Raw genomic sequence first — 13,949 nt, 5'->3', positions numbered from 1 at the left:
TATCACAAAAATGACACAATCATATTATTAATCTATGGATAATTATATTTATGTCAAACCAGAGATAAGATATTAATTGGTCTGAGCATCTGGAAAAACGCAGGTTCCACGTGTGTCGGCGCAGTAATTGCCGGATTGTTGCAGAAGAAAATAATCTGATATCGTTGACGACAGGATGAAGCATCTGAGAATAGCATCTACAGACTCTCACCCTGTCTTTCTGTTTACTACCGTTCGGCTACCAGACGAATGATGTCATCATCTTCATCCTGAGTTTGCACCGCGGTAGGCTCTTCTGCTTTTTCCGGTTCGTTAGCTTCACAAAGACGACGGAGCAATGCGTTCTGTCGTTTTTGCTGATCCAACAACGCCTCAAGCAGTTCAATCTGCTCGTTAGTACGCGAACTTGCCCGATTGATGAAAAACCACAATACAAGCCCGATTACCAGAACCACCACCGATACCACTAAAGACGCAAAACTCAACGCGCCAGAATTCAAAACTTCGTTCATTTCACCACCTCAATGTAGACAGCGTAGTTTACCATTGCCGCACAAGAAGGTAATCAACTGTTACTGAAATGCGCTTACCAGGGAATAAATTTATTGATGGCGCAAATTCCGCTGAAAAATTGTACGTCCTGATCGCACATGATGTTGAACACCTGCGCCCACATCAGTATGCATACCAGCACGACAACTATCAGGACCACCCATCGAATTTTTTTCACTCCAACTCCACTCTCCGAATCTACAGCCTATGTTGATAAATTATCATGAGTTACCTAAACCCTAAGTTAACTGTAACGGCATTAAATGTTTTTAGGAATGATTCACTTGTTTCATCCCATGTACAGGCTAATCTAATAATAACGAGAAAAGATAAGAGGTTGTAATGCGTTTGATTATCCGCGCTATTGTGTTGCTCGCTCTGGTTTGGATCGGTTTATTACTGAGTGGCTACGGCGTTTTGATAGGAAGTAAGGAGACTGCGGCAGGTCTGGGCCTGCAATGTCAATATCTGACCGCCCGCGGGACCAGCACCGCGCAATACGTCCATACCAACAGCGGCATCATTGGCCTGTCAGATTGCCCCCTGTTGAGGAAAAGCACCGTCGTTATCGATAATGGTTAATATAGCAGCAAAAAATCAGTACGTTATTCGCTCCGGCGACGACGGCAGATCGTAAAAAACCCGATACGCCGTATCGGGTTTTCTGTGTATCGCAACACGTCAAAATTAGAACGGGTAATCGTTATAACCCATTTGCTCTGAAATCTTACGCGCTGCGGTGTGCAGCATTTCGACATATTCGTGCAAACGTTCTTCAGAAAAACGCAGCGTCGGGAATGAGATGCTCAGACCCGCAATGACCACGCCGAAACGATCAAACACCGGTACCCCGATACAGCGCAGTCCTTCTTCCTGCTCTTCGTTGTCTTCGCCATAGCCCTGCTCACGGACTTTATCGAGTAATACCAGCAATTCATCAGTGTTAGTGATTGTCCGATCTGTACTGCGTTTGTACTCAATACCATCCAGAATTTGCTTCACTTCATCGCGGTCGCGCCATGCCAGCAGCACTTTACCAATGGCGGTGCTGTACAGCGGATTACGACGACCCACGCGGGAATACATGCGCAAATTGTACATCGAGTCGATTTTATGGATGTAGACAATGCTGTCTTCATCCAGCGCACCGAGGTGTACTGTTTCCTTGGTCAGACGTGAAAGTTCGCGCATCTGGATGTCAGCGCTACGGATCAGATCAACGTTCTGTAATGCACGCGCACCCAGTTCAAATAATTTCAGGGTTAGGGAATACTTCTCAGACTCGCCTTCTTGTGCCACATAACCCAGCGTTTTCATGGTCTGCAAAAAGCGATAAACGGTGCTTTTTGACATCATGACGCGTTGTGACAATTCGGTAATACCAATTTCGCGCTCTTCACCCAGCGCCTGCAGGATGCCAAAAACCTTCAGCACGGAAGATACAGAATCGGGTTGTTTATCCAGATCTGCGATAGCCATTTACCACCTCATTGCGAGTGTTTTATAAAAATCAGAACCGGTTTTTATTATAATTTCACGTACCTGCCGTCGCAATCTGTCTTTGCTCACTTAGTTACAAATCTGCGACCTAACGCCTGAATATCAATGCTAAAATTATTATTCTCATCATAATTTCCGACAAAATTGACTTCCTATGGAAAAAATTCAGGCCGATGGCCTGCCATTGCCCCAGCGATACGGTGCAATTTTAACCATTGTTATTGGCATCTCTATGGCAGTACTGGACGGCGCAATTGCTAACGTTGCCCTGCCGACGATTGCCACCGATCTTCAGGCCTCCGCGGCCAGTTCAATCTGGGTCGTTAACGCCTACCAAATTGCGATTGTCGTATCACTCCTGTCACTCTCATTTCTGGGTGATATGTTTGGCTACCGACGCATATACAAGTGTGGACTGGTGGTATTTCTGCTCGCATCACTTTTCTGTGCCCTCTCCGATTCGCTGCACATGCTAACACTGGCGCGTGTGGCTCAGGGTTTCGGCGGAGCGGCATTGATGAGCGTGAATACAGCACTCATTCGCCTGATTTATCCGCAGCGTCAGCTTGGACGAGGCATGGGAATCAACTCCTTTATCGTGGCGGTTTCCTCAGCAGCAGGCCCGACTATTGCGGCAGCGATCCTCTCAATTGCCTCGTGGAAATGGTTGTTTCTGATTAACGTGCCACTGGGTATTATCGCGTTACTGCTGGCCATGCGCTTCCTGCCACCTAATACACCGCGTAGCAATAAGCCACGTTTTGATCTGCCCAGCGCGGTGATGAATGCGCTAACGTTTGGCTTGCTAATCACCGCACTTAGCGGTTTTGCACAAGGGCAATCGCTTAAGTTAATTGGTGCTGAGCTCGTAGGGCTCATCGTGGTCGGTTTCTTCTTTATCCGCCGTCAGCTCGCGCTACCGGTACCATTATTACCGGTTGACCTGCTGCGCATTCCGCTGTTTTCACTCTCGATTTGCACGTCAATCTGTTCATTTAGCGCACAAATGCTGGCGATGGTTTCCCTGCCCTTCTTTCTACAAACTGTGCTCGGTCGTAACGAAGTAGAAACGGGCCTGCTATTGACCCCATGGCCGCTGGCAACCATGGTGATGGCGCCACTGGCCGGGTATCTTATCGAACGCGTCCACGCGGGGTTATTGGGTGCGCTGGGTATGGTCGTGATGGCAAGCGGGTTGTTTTCGCTGGTGCTGCTGCCCGCTTCGCCCTCCGATTATAATATCATCTGGCCGATGATATTGTGCGGCGCAGGCTTTGGTCTATTCCAGTCACCGAATAACCACACCATTATCACCTCTGCGCCGCGTGAGCGCAGCGGCGGGGCGAGCGGTATGCTGGGAACGGCGCGCCTGTTAGGGCAAAGTACCGGCGCAGCGCTGGTGGCATTGATGCTCAATCAGTTTGGCGATAACGGAACACATATATCTCTGATAACTGCGGGTGTACTGGCAACGGTTGCTGCCATAGTGAGCGGCCTGCGTATCACGCAGCCGCGTGCATAAACGCCAGGCCCGGCAACACTTCGCCGGGCCTGGCGTCATTTATTATTCGCGTAACGATTCCGATGTCACCACTCCGGCTGGTACATAGGATTGGACGGATCGTCGGTATCTCCCATTATACAATCTGAAAAAAACTCCAGACTAAATCCTGAAGTGGCTAACTGCATCAATTTACGCTGCTCATCCGTTAAATTCGCTGTTGGGTCAAGTTCTTCTGCTGAAACAGCATCATCTGCAGAAACTGGCGTTGAGCTGATGGTCATGTCGCTCATGATAAATACCTATTTCAGGAACTCTTTTTGGGTTTCCAGTAGAGCTTCTATCGTCGACGACAATACCTTGGTCAGGTTATTGAAGATGGTATTAGCCTGGCTTAATTTTTCTGACATAACTTGTGACTGGCTTTCTACTGTACTGGACATCGTGTTCATCGAGTTTTCCCACTCGTTAAACATACCGCTGCTGATAGTGACAGCTGTGCTGTTAGTATAATCCCAATCTGCACCTGTAGAAATACACACGTCAGTGCGTTCAGAGCTATTACCCATTTTATAAGATTCAGCCTGAATAACCAGAGGCTCTGTGACATGCACCGTAGAGCCGTTACTTAAGCCGTCCTCAGGTGAAGGTGTCAGTAAGCTTGTTGGGATTAAAAGGTAGTCAGATGGATCAGAACCACCTCTATCTTTTATAATCACGGCTGTATAACCTTCAGGTACATACCATCCCGCAATATCCAAGAGAACTGGATTTACATACGTTAAGTCCTCAGCTGTTGGCATCATATAATAATACTTTTCAGTTGTGTCACCACCAGAGTAATGCTCATAATCATACGAATTCTTCGTATCGCCATAATACCGCTCGTCGGCAATCAGTTGTTGCGGTAGTAACGAGCTTGCAGGTGGATTTGTTGGTGCCCCAATATTGAATGGGTTGTCTTTACCGATTGTACCGTTTCCATATAAACCTACTGTAGAATCTATTGCGTCACGAATCGGTTGTAGATCAGGGTAGACATACAGGCTATAAGTGCCATCAGCTTCCATCACCAAATAAAGCCGACAGTCCTCTTCTGGTGGTTCATTAAGATTAGCAACCGAATCAACCACCGTAATATTATCTATATCATCTCCAGGGTTACCTGTATTCATTTTCCCATCAGATCCTGCCTCTTCATGCGTTGCAATAACAAGCTGATCGGTTAACTCCAGTTGTGTAGCCCAATAATAGACTCCCTGGGCATCTAATCCGCGGATAGCCACAGGTCCGCGTTCAGGATAGGGGCCGGAAGTCGTTTCAGGGTTAATGGGCGTCAGGTTGATATTACCGTTAGCATCATATATCCCCCACCCATCAATTATGGCATTGAGTTCCTCCATTACACTGCTCATCTCAATTTTCATTTTATCGTCGCTATTGGAGACAAATGTCACCATCCGCGCTTTAAAGCTGTTAACATCATTGAGAAATTCAACGCTTTGATTAGCAAGATCGGTATATACATCCATATAATCCGTTTGCAGCCCAGCAAGCTCAGTACTAACATCCGCATAAATTTCCCAGTCACTCTCGGGATAATTCACCCCATTGCCATGATCGTTATCATTTGACCAGATAGAGGTGCTGAAATCGATATCATCATCAATCTTGCCATCACCGTCCTTATCCATGTTTTTGTCGAAAGTGATGTCCCAGAGTGACCCCCCAGCAGCGGAGTCCTCTAAAGATTCTCCCACGCTCTTTTCGCTTGAAACACCAGTGCTCATGAACCGAGAGAGAGACGATTTCAATACGGCCTGTGCAGGAGCCGTATCGATAAGGATCCCTTTGTTGAGCAGCTGATGATACTGTTCAGAATAGACTGCCAGTTTTTCTGTCAATATATCAATTACCTGCTGGCGTCGCGTACCCGTTTCTGCAGTGTTGGCAGTTGTCGAAGCTTGTACCACCTCAGGCGATGAAGAAACCGCGTCCGTGGTTGTACATAGAGTTGAAAATGAAATTTGTCCTGCTGTTGTGATACTTGTAGACATCGTATCTTTCCCTGAAAGGTGTGCAACGTTTTAGCTACCTGACATCCCGGCAAGCGTATCCTGAGATTGCACATAATGAAGCAATTGTATGTTGCTGGTAATTGCAAGTTTCTGCATCGCGTTGTGCTTATGTACCGCAACCGTACAGACTGAACGCTTGAGAAGGTTTGCAATCTCCTTTACCCGCATGCCTCGTGCATACAGGCGAATAATTTCGAGTTCTCTCGAAGTTAACTGGGACTGCTGTTGAGCATAACCAGTAGTTATATCCGTCTGTTGGATCCGCGGAGAAGAATAAAAGCGCTTTGCCACCAAATCAGATAATGCTTTTGGCAGACAACGTTCCAAATCATCTTTCTTGCTGATTAACGCGTGTACCCCTGACGCCCGGAGACGGCGGAGCGTGGGAGTAAACGTGTAGTTTTCACTTACCAGCGCAATCAGCTTGAGTTCCGGTGCTACCTTTTGAATTCTCGAGATATAGTGACTGGCATCATTATTATTTTGACAGTCAAAAGATACATCAACAATCAACACTAAATTTTTATCATCGCACTTGCCTGATAACGCGTGAATCAATTCATTTCGCGAATGAGTTACAAATGCAATATCCGCATACCCGGCAAGCAAGCTGCGTAATCCTGTAATAACAATCGGTTCATCACTGGCAACCGCAACGGAGAGTCGGGAATGTAGGAATTTATGGGACATACTCGATTCCTTCTTATGCAAACGCTAATCAATCCTTAATTAGCTAAAAATAAATTATTTACGATAATTTCATGCAGGGCAACGCAACTCAAATTATTTATTCTAACTTTAGAATTAAAAACACATTAAATCATTTCATTAATGAATGGCTTTATACTCATTTATCACATTTTTAATATATTTATGTGTCTCATTAAACGGAGGGATTTGATTGTTATACTTTGAAACGTTCCCCTCTCCCGCATTATATGCGGCCAGAACCAGTTCGGGATTACTTCTATAGCGTTTCGTCAATTCCGAGAGCAAATAAGTGCCAAGATGAATATTCATCTCAGGATCAGATAATCTATGCTTTTCGAGAGAATAGCCCAATGCTAAAGACAGGCGATTCGCTGTATCAGGCATCAATTGCATTAAACCCACAGCGCCTTTTGCCGAGATAATGTCCGGATTAAATCCGGACTCAACGGCCATAACCGCCTTAACGAGATATGGATCGACACCATACTGCCTGGCATAGTGGCCGATAACCTTATCGTAACGACCGTTTGCCATCTGTGTCGTAAACTGACGCCGCGGTGAGGAACGTGATATGCGAATGGCGGAATTGGCTTTCGTGGCCTGCCAGCGTTGCACGGCATCATTTTTAGCGATAGCGCATCGCCGCCCCTTGTTTGATGTTCGTTGCTGTTCGACATACATGATTCCCTGAGCATCTTCATAACACCACTGCGCTGCCATCGCAGGAGGCATGAAACAACACAGTAAAACAAATATACTATGGCGCATTTCCATCCCCTTCCTTGTTTGTTTCCGCATTTTCTTTATCGCATTTAACATCAACCGCCATCTCTCCTGGCGCGTCATTCTGAGGAATATCATCTTTCCATGCTTGTTCCATCTGCTCTAGCCAGGTCAGTAAGCGCATTATTTCATCAATACTGCTGCTATCAATAAAAGTATAAATTTTTGCCGTCTTAAAAATTCTTCGTGCCAGCGAAATATTGCGAATAACAGGGATATTGTTTTTTTCCGCGAAAGCAATAACCGCAACAGCACGAGAGTTTTTCTCGACAACTGAAATAAAAGGCAAGCCAATTACCGTGGGATTAAAATAAATTCCCAATGCGATATGCGTCGGGTTAGCCAACACCATTTTTGAAGTCAATATATTTGCTTTAGTTTGTTCAGAAAGCAATTCACGATGCAACTGCTTACGCGCGCTTTTAATGTGTTGATCACCTTCATTATTTTTATACTCTTGCTTTATTTCTTGTTTGGTCATCATCAAATCTTTAATATATAAATAAAAATCAACCAAAGCATCAAACGCCATAATAATTAAAAACGGCAACAAGGTATAACAAAAAAGCAATGGCATCAGCCCACGCCACACATTAATAAAATGCTGGATCCCGCCAGTCGGTATAGTAAATAATCGAGCATGATATTTTATAATAAAAACACTAAACCCAGTGAGTGCCATCCCAAGATACAAAATAGCTTTTACACTGTCTTTCAGCCCCCTGATACTGAATATTTCTTTAAATCCTTTTATTGGATTAATAGCATTCAGATCCAATCGAATCGCCTCCGACGCCATTTTAAAACGTGTTTGTATCAATGTCATCAGTGCCGAAGTGAAAACAGAAATCAGGGCAATACCAGAGATAATTTTAAACGCTGTTGTAAATACCAGTCGCGCATATTCTCCCGTTGATAGTATGAAACCACTACTGACGAATAAATCGAAATAAAATGTCAACTCCCTCGCATTGATGGTCATCCATACAAAAGATGAGACCGCAATTAACGTAAGTAGCCCTACAAAATCTCGGCTAAGAAACATCTGTCCCTTTTTAGCAGAATCATCTTTCTTCTTATGTGTTGGCTGTTCTGTTTTTTCTTCACTCATTATACTTAACTCTTCGGTAAAAAATCACTCAGTCGTAATCCTGCCAACTGGGTGATAAGTAATGGTGTTAAATAAATCAACAGAACAAAAATGGCGATAACACTCTTTAATGTTAATGCGACAGAAAAAGCATTCAATTGTGATGCGAAACGTGAAAGTAAACCAAGCGCGCATTCTGTGACAAATAAAGCGACGACGATAGGCCCTACCAAAATTAAAGCCTTCAGCATTAACTCATTAACAAGATGAACCACTTGCAATGCTAATGCTTTATCAAAGTGAAAGGATTGTGCTACCGGAAATATTTGATAACTTTTTTTTATCGCCTCACAAAGCGTAACCATTCCGCCACTTAGCATAAAAGTCGCGCCGTAGAAATAGTTCATAAAACTGGCGAAAACAGAAGTTTCAACCCCTATACCTGGATTCATAGTACTACTAATAGTTGCTCCGCGTTGGTTGTCAATGACCTCACCTACCACCAAAGCAATCCAGAATGGCACTGACAGGCAAATACCGCATAGTAAACCAATAATCGCTTCCCGAACGATAATCACCATTGGTGCCGCTGCCGGCGCCAGTGGAAACTGTACACTCAGCAGAGGCAAAAAACCAAGAAGCATAAAGCACGTAATCACATTTTTGGCTAACATGCCCCCTAGCACCTGGCTGTTAAACCAGGGTAAGAAAAATGTTATTGGCAGAAGTCTGGCCATCCCGATAACAATCAACAGGATATATTCATGGTAGAGCACATAAACATTCATAGGCGACTCATTAGGGTATCTGGAATGCCAGGGCCAACACTTCGGCAGAGAAATTTTTCAGGCTGGAAACAAACCAGGGTGCAGTCATAAAAAGCGCGGCACATACTGCCAGCAATTTAATACCAAATGGCAAGGTCTGTTCCTGAATATGAGTAATTGCCTGAAGAATGGCCACAACTATCCCCACCACCGTTGCGACAATAACCGGAACTGAAGATAATATTAAGACCATATATAGTGCTTTATTGCCTATATAAAAGATACCATCCATTGTTATCCCGCCGTTTTCCATAACGCTGCGTACTGCATGACCATGCCGGTCGCAATCTTAGACCAGCCATCAATGGCAACAAAAAGTACCAATTTTATTGGTAATGATATTGTTACAGGACTCATCATCATCATGCCGAGAGCCAGTAATACGTTGGAAACTAACAGATCCACTACAATAAAAGGAAGATAAACATAGAAACCTAAAACAAAGGCGCTTTTTATTTCACTCAGCGAATAAGCCGCTAACAGCGTAAATAACGAGCTATTTTCAACTGTTGGTTTAACCCCAACAACCTGATGATCATCCGTTACGGGATATTGCTGCTGATAGATATTACTAAAAAATGTAAGGAGTTCTTTATCAGAAAATCGGTATAAATAATTTTTATACCCAGAAATGCCGTTATCGATGAAGTTTTGCACTGACTCAACATTGTCGAAAGAGACACCTTCCTGGCGATAATATTCATAGCCCTGCAGGGCAACTGGCGACATGACAAAAGCAGTTAATAGTAGTGAGATACCATTCAAGGTCATATTGGATGGCGCCTGCTGTAAGCCTATGGCGTTGCGTATCAATGAAAAAACAATAGAGAATTTAATAAAACACGTTCCGCCCGCAATGAAAAATGGCAAAAGTGTCGCAAGACTCAGAATCCCTACCAGACCAATGCTGTTATAATCCGTCATAATTTCATCTCACAATGTGTTGTAAACTTCCTCTATTTCCACCGCCAGGCGATCATTCAGTAAAACAAGTTCTCCCTTTGCTAACGTTTGTCCCTGAACCCGGAGTTCAACATCAACTTTATTGTCTCCCAGACCAATCTGGGCATCTAATACATCGCCGGTTTGTATTTTACTAATTTCTGCTAATGTCATGGTTGTTTCACTGAGTACAAACTCAATGTTTAGTTTGAGTCCATCTGCCGTCCATAACTTATCAACAAGAGCATTATTTGTTTGACTATCCATAATATCCTCACTTTCAGTAAAACTGTGTTGTTCATATTGAATCGCACAATATTCTATGTTTCCGACATAAAGGTAAATCTGAACATTTGTAATCCACAAGGCATCACCAATGGTCAAATTTTCGATATCACTCACAGGTAACGATGTGAATCCGAGAGATACTTTGATGGGACAAAGCAAATGCTGGCAATCGTTTACTGTTTCCGTAACCAGCACATCTAATGAGGTTAGGGATGTTTTTGGAAACCAAACAAAACCAGCATCATCACCGGCACTGTAGAATTTTTCATGCAGAGGAATCTGACATTCTGGGTCCTCAATAACAACTTCAGCAATAGGTGCTGAAAACCACTCAGTCCCCAAGGAGAGATTAAATAACAGCTCACCGTACAATGTAGAAATAAATTTGTTTCCCATCTGCTGAACAGAAAATCGAGCATCCTGCATGCCATATTTCTGCAAAAGCGTTTCTGCAGAGACAAAAAAACATATCTCCGTTCCGGCGTGAACACCGCTACAGCGAATGAATGCTCCCTGCATTCGTTTCTGATTTGTCAGCAACGCGATAGAATTGCGTGCGCAGTACTGCATGATCAGGTTTTCTGTGACATCCAGGTGCCGTAAACACGAAAGAATGGTATTCACGTCTCCTCCTCTTCGTCATTTAAAACATCCTGGTTTGCCTCATTCTGCTGCTGTGAGTTTTGCTGATTCTGTAGATAGTCATTCGCCGTCGACACGGCACCATCTACACGCAATCCGTGCAAAGGATATTGCTGTTGGAAATTTACCAGCTGTTGTTCAGTTTCAATGTCCGATGGCATAATTTGTATTTGCGTATCAGATTTATTCTGTGCGTGTTCTATGCATACCTGGGCCGTTTGTTGAGTAGGAAAGGTCCAGCTCACTTCGGTCACATTCGATTTCGTGTTTACTGCAAGCGCTACATCTTTGGCAGACTTTAATTGCTGCTGAATAACTGTCTCCTTTCCGCGTTCTCCAGATAATAGCTTTTCCGTTACCCATCCAGATTCAACGATAGCCTTGTCAGGGACTGGCATTGCAGACAGAACTGTTACCTCTGAAGATTCATTTTTTTTCTTATCAGATTTCTGAGTATTCTCATGATGTTGCGGAACCGCTGCGGTAAAAATTGCTGCCGCTCCACTGTGGATCAGGGCTTCTTCCTTTAATCGCCCTACATCAACGCTGGCATGTTGGCTAATATTCCCGGCGGAAATACGTGTCGGCACATTAGATACAGACTTATTGCCCGTACTATTCGTTTGTAGCTGCTGCACGAATCTGGCCGACAGAGACGATGATAGCGCTTCCCCAGCTAATATTACCGATACCGCAATCTGATCAGTTTGCTCGGTGCCCTTATCTCCTTTTTTCTCATCTTTGTTACCGTCAAAAGCCTCAATCTTAGTATTCTTTTTCCACTTGGTATCAGTATCATTCAATAATTTCTGAATAATACAATCAATAGATTGCACACTGTCACAAGAACCTATGTTTTCTGATAAATGCGCTTCTACTGATGATGATTTTATATTTTCCATGCAATACATTCCTCTATAGAATATTCTTCCAGAGCAATTTTTTTGACACTACGCAGGCGTTTAACTTTTTGTTGGCATAAAGACCACTTACGCTTTTTTCGTTCATAGCTGGCGCGTAATTGCAACAGACGCGACTTTTCATCTTCTTGTTCATGCTGACTTGCAATTAATTCATCTTTTTCCGAATCCAGACGATATAAAACTGAGAGCAACAATGATTCTTTTCTTTTAATAGCATATATATTGTCTTTCGTTACTTCACTTTCGGTAACTCCATGCCATAAGGTGATGATACAGTCATTAGTCTCCTTATGACCTTCAGCATTAGCAATCAGCAAATTTTTTAATCGTTCAATTTCGCGTTCAATACGTGTCACTTTCAGAACAAGGCTATCGCAGTACGTTGAATACAGATTTTCCATACTTTTATATGGCATATAGTGACTCCAACATTTGTGTAAATGATGTTTTATCTTCCATCTTTTGCTGGAGAAAATTCTTTATAATGTCAGTTTTCCCAACAATTTTATCTGTGGCTGGATTTTCACCCGGTTGGTATTCACCTAATTCAATCATCAGCTTCAACTCGTCCAGTTTTGACAAGTAATTTCGAAATAAAGATGCAGCTTCACGCTGCTCATCAGATGATACTGCACGCGTTACACGACTGACGCTACGTAATACGTCAATTGCCGGATAATGCCCTGTACCAGCCAGTTTTCTGGAAAGATAAATATGCCCATCAAGAATTGAGCGCACTTCATCACCGATGGGGTCTACTTCCTCTTCTTCTTCAAGCAGTACCGTATAGAACGCTGTAATGCTGCCGAATTGAGTTTTACCACTTCTTTCCAGGATTCGTGGCAAATTATCAAAAACAGATGATGGGTAACCGCGTCTTGCAGGCATTTCTCCAGCGGAAAGCGCGACGTCACGAAGCGCACGGGCATAGCGTGTCATTGAATCAATCATCAACACAACATTCTTGCCGGCATCACGAAAATATTCAGCAATAGTGGTGGCAATAAGCGCTGCATTCCGCCTTTCGACAGCGGGCCGATCAGAAGTAGAATAGACGACAATAATTTTATCACGCTTATCCTCCGGGATCCCTTCAGCTAAAAACTCGGTAACCTCCCTGCCTCGTTCACCAACCAGTCCAATAACGTAAACATCTGCAGATGAATGGCTAATGATCATTGTCATTAAGGACGTTTTTCCGGCTCCAGCCCCAGCAAAGATCCCTACACGTTGACCTATACCGCAAGTTAATAACCCGTCGATAGCTCTGACACCTGTCGCAAATAAGCTATCGATTGGCCGCCGCTCACTGTAATCTGGCGGAGATTGCATAATGGTTCGAAACATCGGTAAAGATGCGTTGTCAGGGGGTGGTGACGCAAAACGTTCACAAATCTCGCCTTGTGCATTAATAACTGTACCCAGCGTGTCCATCGATACTGAAAGAGAAAAAGCAGTACCGTCCGGAACAATAATATTGGAACATGAAATACCATCAGATCCGCCCAGCAGGCACAGCACAGCATTGCCCTGGCTAAAACCGATAGTCTCTGCTTGTCCAATGACACGAGGATCGCTCAGAGAGCGATAAATACGACATCGTTCCCCAATAAAAGTATGGCGCAACGGTGCAGCAATGATCGTCCCCTGAATCGATGTTATCCTGGCGTTACAATCAAAAATATCACTAAGCAAGATTTCCTGCATTATTTTAGCGCCTGGCTAAATTCGTCTACGCGCTCATAAAACTGGTTCAATACATCCGCCAATGACTCACCTTGTTCAATTACATTTTCACTTAAAAATACTCTTAAAACAAAACTTCCATCATCTTCAACTAGCTGTAGCTGGCCTGTAATGCTCCAATCACAAGTTGCAACCAATGATTCGATAAGTTGTGGAGCAGCATTTAATAAGGCATGACTATCATATTTTGCAACAGCACTCCAAAGAACCACAACACCGTTAACAGTACTAAACATAATTGACGGTTTTTCACCAAAACTAAGCTCGATTGTGGAATGATGATCTATATCAGAGATCAACGATGGATCGCATCCCATTACCTCAAGCGCCTGTTTGAGAATATCTACAATTTTTGAAACATCCATT

General features: G+C 43.8%; 18 protein-coding genes. 2 read left to right on the top strand and 16 right to left on the bottom strand.

Translation table 11 applies throughout. The features are described from left to right. Positions 1-227: 227 nt before the first annotated feature. Positions 228-512, bottom strand: a complete 285-nt coding sequence (locus OGY19_RS01950; RefSeq protein ID WP_101742621.1) for a YebO family protein — start codon at positions 510-512, stop codon at positions 228-230. 74 nt (positions 513-586) lie between these two features. Beyond that, positions 587-730 carry a PhoP/PhoQ regulatory lipoprotein MgrB gene (gene mgrB / locus OGY19_RS01945; RefSeq protein ID WP_003034977.1) on the bottom strand — a complete coding sequence of 48 codons (144 nt, stop codon included), beginning with the start codon at positions 728-730 and terminating at the stop codon, positions 587-589. 164 nt (positions 731-894) lie between these two features. On the opposite strand from mgrB, the gene OGY19_RS01940 reads away from it, so the two are divergent. Continuing rightward, on the top strand, positions 895-1,134 hold the full coding sequence (locus OGY19_RS01940; RefSeq protein WP_061068061.1) for a YobH family protein: 240 nt from the start codon (positions 895-897) through the stop codon (positions 1,132-1,134). Positions 1,135-1,239: 105 nt separating this feature from the next. Here OGY19_RS01940 and kdgR read toward each other — a convergent pair whose 3' ends face one another. Beyond that, a complete protein-coding gene (gene kdgR / locus OGY19_RS01935; RefSeq protein WP_005120190.1) occupies positions 1,240-2,031 on the bottom strand; it encodes a DNA-binding transcriptional regulator KdgR in 792 nt (263 codons plus the stop codon). 175 nt (positions 2,032-2,206) lie between these two features. Here kdgR and OGY19_RS01930 point away from each other — a divergent pair, with 175 nt between their 5' ends. Next, a complete protein-coding gene (locus OGY19_RS01930) occupies positions 2,207-3,574 on the top strand; it encodes an MFS transporter (protein ID WP_115601885.1) in 1,368 nt (455 codons plus the stop codon). A 65-nt stretch (positions 3,575-3,639) separates the two neighbouring features. On the opposite strand, the gene OGY19_RS01925 is transcribed toward OGY19_RS01930, so the two are convergent. From OGY19_RS01925 to OGY19_RS01865, 13 genes are all read right to left on the bottom strand, one after another. Next, on the bottom strand, positions 3,640-3,846 hold the full coding sequence (locus tag OGY19_RS01925) for a hypothetical protein (RefSeq protein ID WP_115601884.1): 207 nt from the start codon (positions 3,844-3,846) through the stop codon (positions 3,640-3,642). A gap of 9 nt (positions 3,847-3,855) precedes the next feature. Next, on the bottom strand, positions 3,856-5,610 hold the full coding sequence (locus OGY19_RS01920) for an IpaD/SipD/SspD family type III secretion system needle tip protein (RefSeq protein ID WP_115601883.1): 1,755 nt from the start codon (positions 5,608-5,610) through the stop codon (positions 3,856-3,858). A 30-nt stretch (positions 5,611-5,640) separates the two neighbouring features. Then, the gene (locus OGY19_RS01915) at positions 5,641-6,321 is read right to left on the bottom strand and encodes a LuxR C-terminal-related transcriptional regulator (protein WP_101742616.1); all 681 of its coding nucleotides are present in this window, start codon (positions 6,319-6,321) and stop codon (positions 5,641-5,643) included. A 138-nt stretch (positions 6,322-6,459) separates the two neighbouring features. Next, a complete protein-coding gene (locus tag OGY19_RS01910; protein ID WP_115602404.1) occupies positions 6,460-7,110 on the bottom strand; it encodes a lytic transglycosylase domain-containing protein in 651 nt (216 codons plus the stop codon). After that, a complete protein-coding gene (locus tag OGY19_RS01905; protein WP_286596207.1) occupies positions 7,100-8,236 on the bottom strand; it encodes an EscU/YscU/HrcU family type III secretion system export apparatus switch protein in 1,137 nt (378 codons plus the stop codon). Before OGY19_RS01905 ends, OGY19_RS01910 begins: the two co-directional genes overlap by 11 nt. Positions 8,237-8,241: 5 nt before the next feature. After that, positions 8,242-9,003: a type III secretion system export apparatus subunit SctT gene (sctT, locus tag OGY19_RS01900; protein ID WP_101742614.1), complete on the bottom strand. Its 762-nt coding sequence runs from the start codon at positions 9,001-9,003 to the stop codon at positions 8,242-8,244. 10 nt (positions 9,004-9,013) lie between these two features. Further along, entirely contained in the window at positions 9,014-9,274 is a 261-nt protein-coding gene (gene sctS / locus OGY19_RS01895) for a type III secretion system export apparatus subunit SctS (RefSeq protein ID WP_101742613.1), read from the bottom strand. Between the two features lie 2 nt (positions 9,275-9,276). Further along, the gene (locus OGY19_RS01890; RefSeq protein ID WP_116359908.1) at positions 9,277-9,966 is read right to left on the bottom strand and encodes an EscR/YscR/HrcR family type III secretion system export apparatus protein; all 690 of its coding nucleotides are present in this window, start codon (positions 9,964-9,966) and stop codon (positions 9,277-9,279) included. A gap of 9 nt (positions 9,967-9,975) precedes the next feature. Further along, positions 9,976-10,896 (bottom strand): FliM/FliN family flagellar motor switch protein, encoded by a 921-nt coding sequence (locus tag OGY19_RS01885; protein WP_286596206.1) that lies wholly within the window; start codon positions 10,894-10,896, stop codon positions 9,976-9,978. Then, a complete protein-coding gene (locus OGY19_RS01880; RefSeq protein WP_286596205.1) occupies positions 10,893-11,816 on the bottom strand; it encodes a hypothetical protein in 924 nt (307 codons plus the stop codon). The genes OGY19_RS01885 and OGY19_RS01880 overlap by 4 nt, the downstream gene beginning before the upstream one ends. Continuing rightward, positions 11,804-12,253: a hypothetical protein gene (locus tag OGY19_RS01875; RefSeq protein ID WP_116359905.1), complete on the bottom strand. Its 450-nt coding sequence runs from the start codon at positions 12,251-12,253 to the stop codon at positions 11,804-11,806. Before OGY19_RS01875 ends, OGY19_RS01880 begins: the two co-directional genes overlap by 13 nt. Beyond that, complete coding sequence (gene sctN / locus OGY19_RS01870; protein ID WP_286596204.1) at positions 12,243-13,544, bottom strand: type III secretion system ATPase SctN; 1,302 nt, start codon at positions 13,542-13,544, stop codon at positions 12,243-12,245. Before sctN ends, OGY19_RS01875 begins: the two co-directional genes overlap by 11 nt. Beyond that, positions 13,544-13,948, bottom strand: coding sequence for an InvB/SpaK family type III secretion system chaperone (locus tag OGY19_RS01865; protein WP_115643296.1), 405 nt, complete (start codon positions 13,946-13,948; stop codon positions 13,544-13,546). The genes sctN and OGY19_RS01865 overlap by 1 nt, the downstream gene beginning before the upstream one ends. Position 13,949 lies beyond the last annotated feature (1 nt).

This window comes from Citrobacter sp. Cy070 (assembly GCF_030332245.1).
In the GTDB taxonomy this organism is placed as follows: domain Bacteria; phylum Pseudomonadota; class Gammaproteobacteria; order Enterobacterales; family Enterobacteriaceae; genus Citrobacter; species Citrobacter youngae.
The sequence above is the reverse complement of the archived record's forward strand: the minus strand, read 5'-3'. Positions and strand labels throughout refer to the sequence as shown.

What these genes read in the sequence shown, in the direction of transcription:
- OGY19_RS01950 (WP_101742621.1), bottom strand. Translation starts at nt 512, where the DNA reads ATGAACGAAGTTTTGAATTCTGGCGCGTTGAGTTTTGCGTCTTTAGTG.
- OGY19_RS01940 (WP_061068061.1), top strand. Translation starts at nt 895, where the DNA reads ATGCGTTTGATTATCCGCGCTATTGTGTTGCTCGCTCTGGTTTGGATC.
- kdgR (WP_005120190.1), bottom strand. Translation starts at nt 2,031, where the DNA reads ATGGCTATCGCAGATCTGGATAAACAACCCGATTCTGTATCTTCCGTG.
- OGY19_RS01930 (WP_115601885.1), top strand. Translation starts at nt 2,207, where the DNA reads ATGGAAAAAATTCAGGCCGATGGCCTGCCATTGCCCCAGCGATACGGT.
- OGY19_RS01925 (WP_115601884.1), bottom strand. Translation starts at nt 3,846, where the DNA reads ATGAGCGACATGACCATCAGCTCAACGCCAGTTTCTGCAGATGATGCT.
- OGY19_RS01920 (WP_115601883.1), bottom strand. Translation starts at nt 5,610, where the DNA reads ATGTCTACAAGTATCACAACAGCAGGACAAATTTCATTTTCAACTCTA.
- OGY19_RS01915 (WP_101742616.1), bottom strand. Translation starts at nt 6,321, where the DNA reads ATGTCCCATAAATTCCTACATTCCCGACTCTCCGTTGCGGTTGCCAGT.
- OGY19_RS01910 (WP_115602404.1), bottom strand. Translation starts at nt 7,110, where the DNA reads ATGCGCCATAGTATATTTGTTTTACTGTGTTGTTTCATGCCTCCTGCG.
- OGY19_RS01905 (WP_286596207.1), bottom strand. Translation starts at nt 8,236, where the DNA reads ATGAGTGAAGAAAAAACAGAACAGCCAACACATAAGAAGAAAGATGAT.
- sctT (WP_101742614.1), bottom strand. Translation starts at nt 9,003, where the DNA reads ATGAATGTTTATGTGCTCTACCATGAATATATCCTGTTGATTGTTATC.
- sctS (WP_101742613.1), bottom strand. Translation starts at nt 9,274, where the DNA reads ATGGATGGTATCTTTTATATAGGCAATAAAGCACTATATATGGTCTTA.
- OGY19_RS01890 (WP_116359908.1), bottom strand. Translation starts at nt 9,966, where the DNA reads ATGACGGATTATAACAGCATTGGTCTGGTAGGGATTCTGAGTCTTGCG.
- OGY19_RS01880 (WP_286596205.1), bottom strand. Translation starts at nt 11,816, where the DNA reads ATGGAAAATATAAAATCATCATCAGTAGAAGCGCATTTATCAGAAAAC.
- OGY19_RS01875 (WP_116359905.1), bottom strand. Translation starts at nt 12,253, where the DNA reads ATGCCATATAAAAGTATGGAAAATCTGTATTCAACGTACTGCGATAGC.
- sctN (WP_286596204.1), bottom strand. Translation starts at nt 13,544, where the DNA reads ATGCAGGAAATCTTGCTTAGTGATATTTTTGATTGTAACGCCAGGATA.
- OGY19_RS01865 (WP_115643296.1), bottom strand. Translation starts at nt 13,948, where the DNA reads ATGGATGTTTCAAAAATTGTAGATATTCTCAAACAGGCGCTTGAGGTA.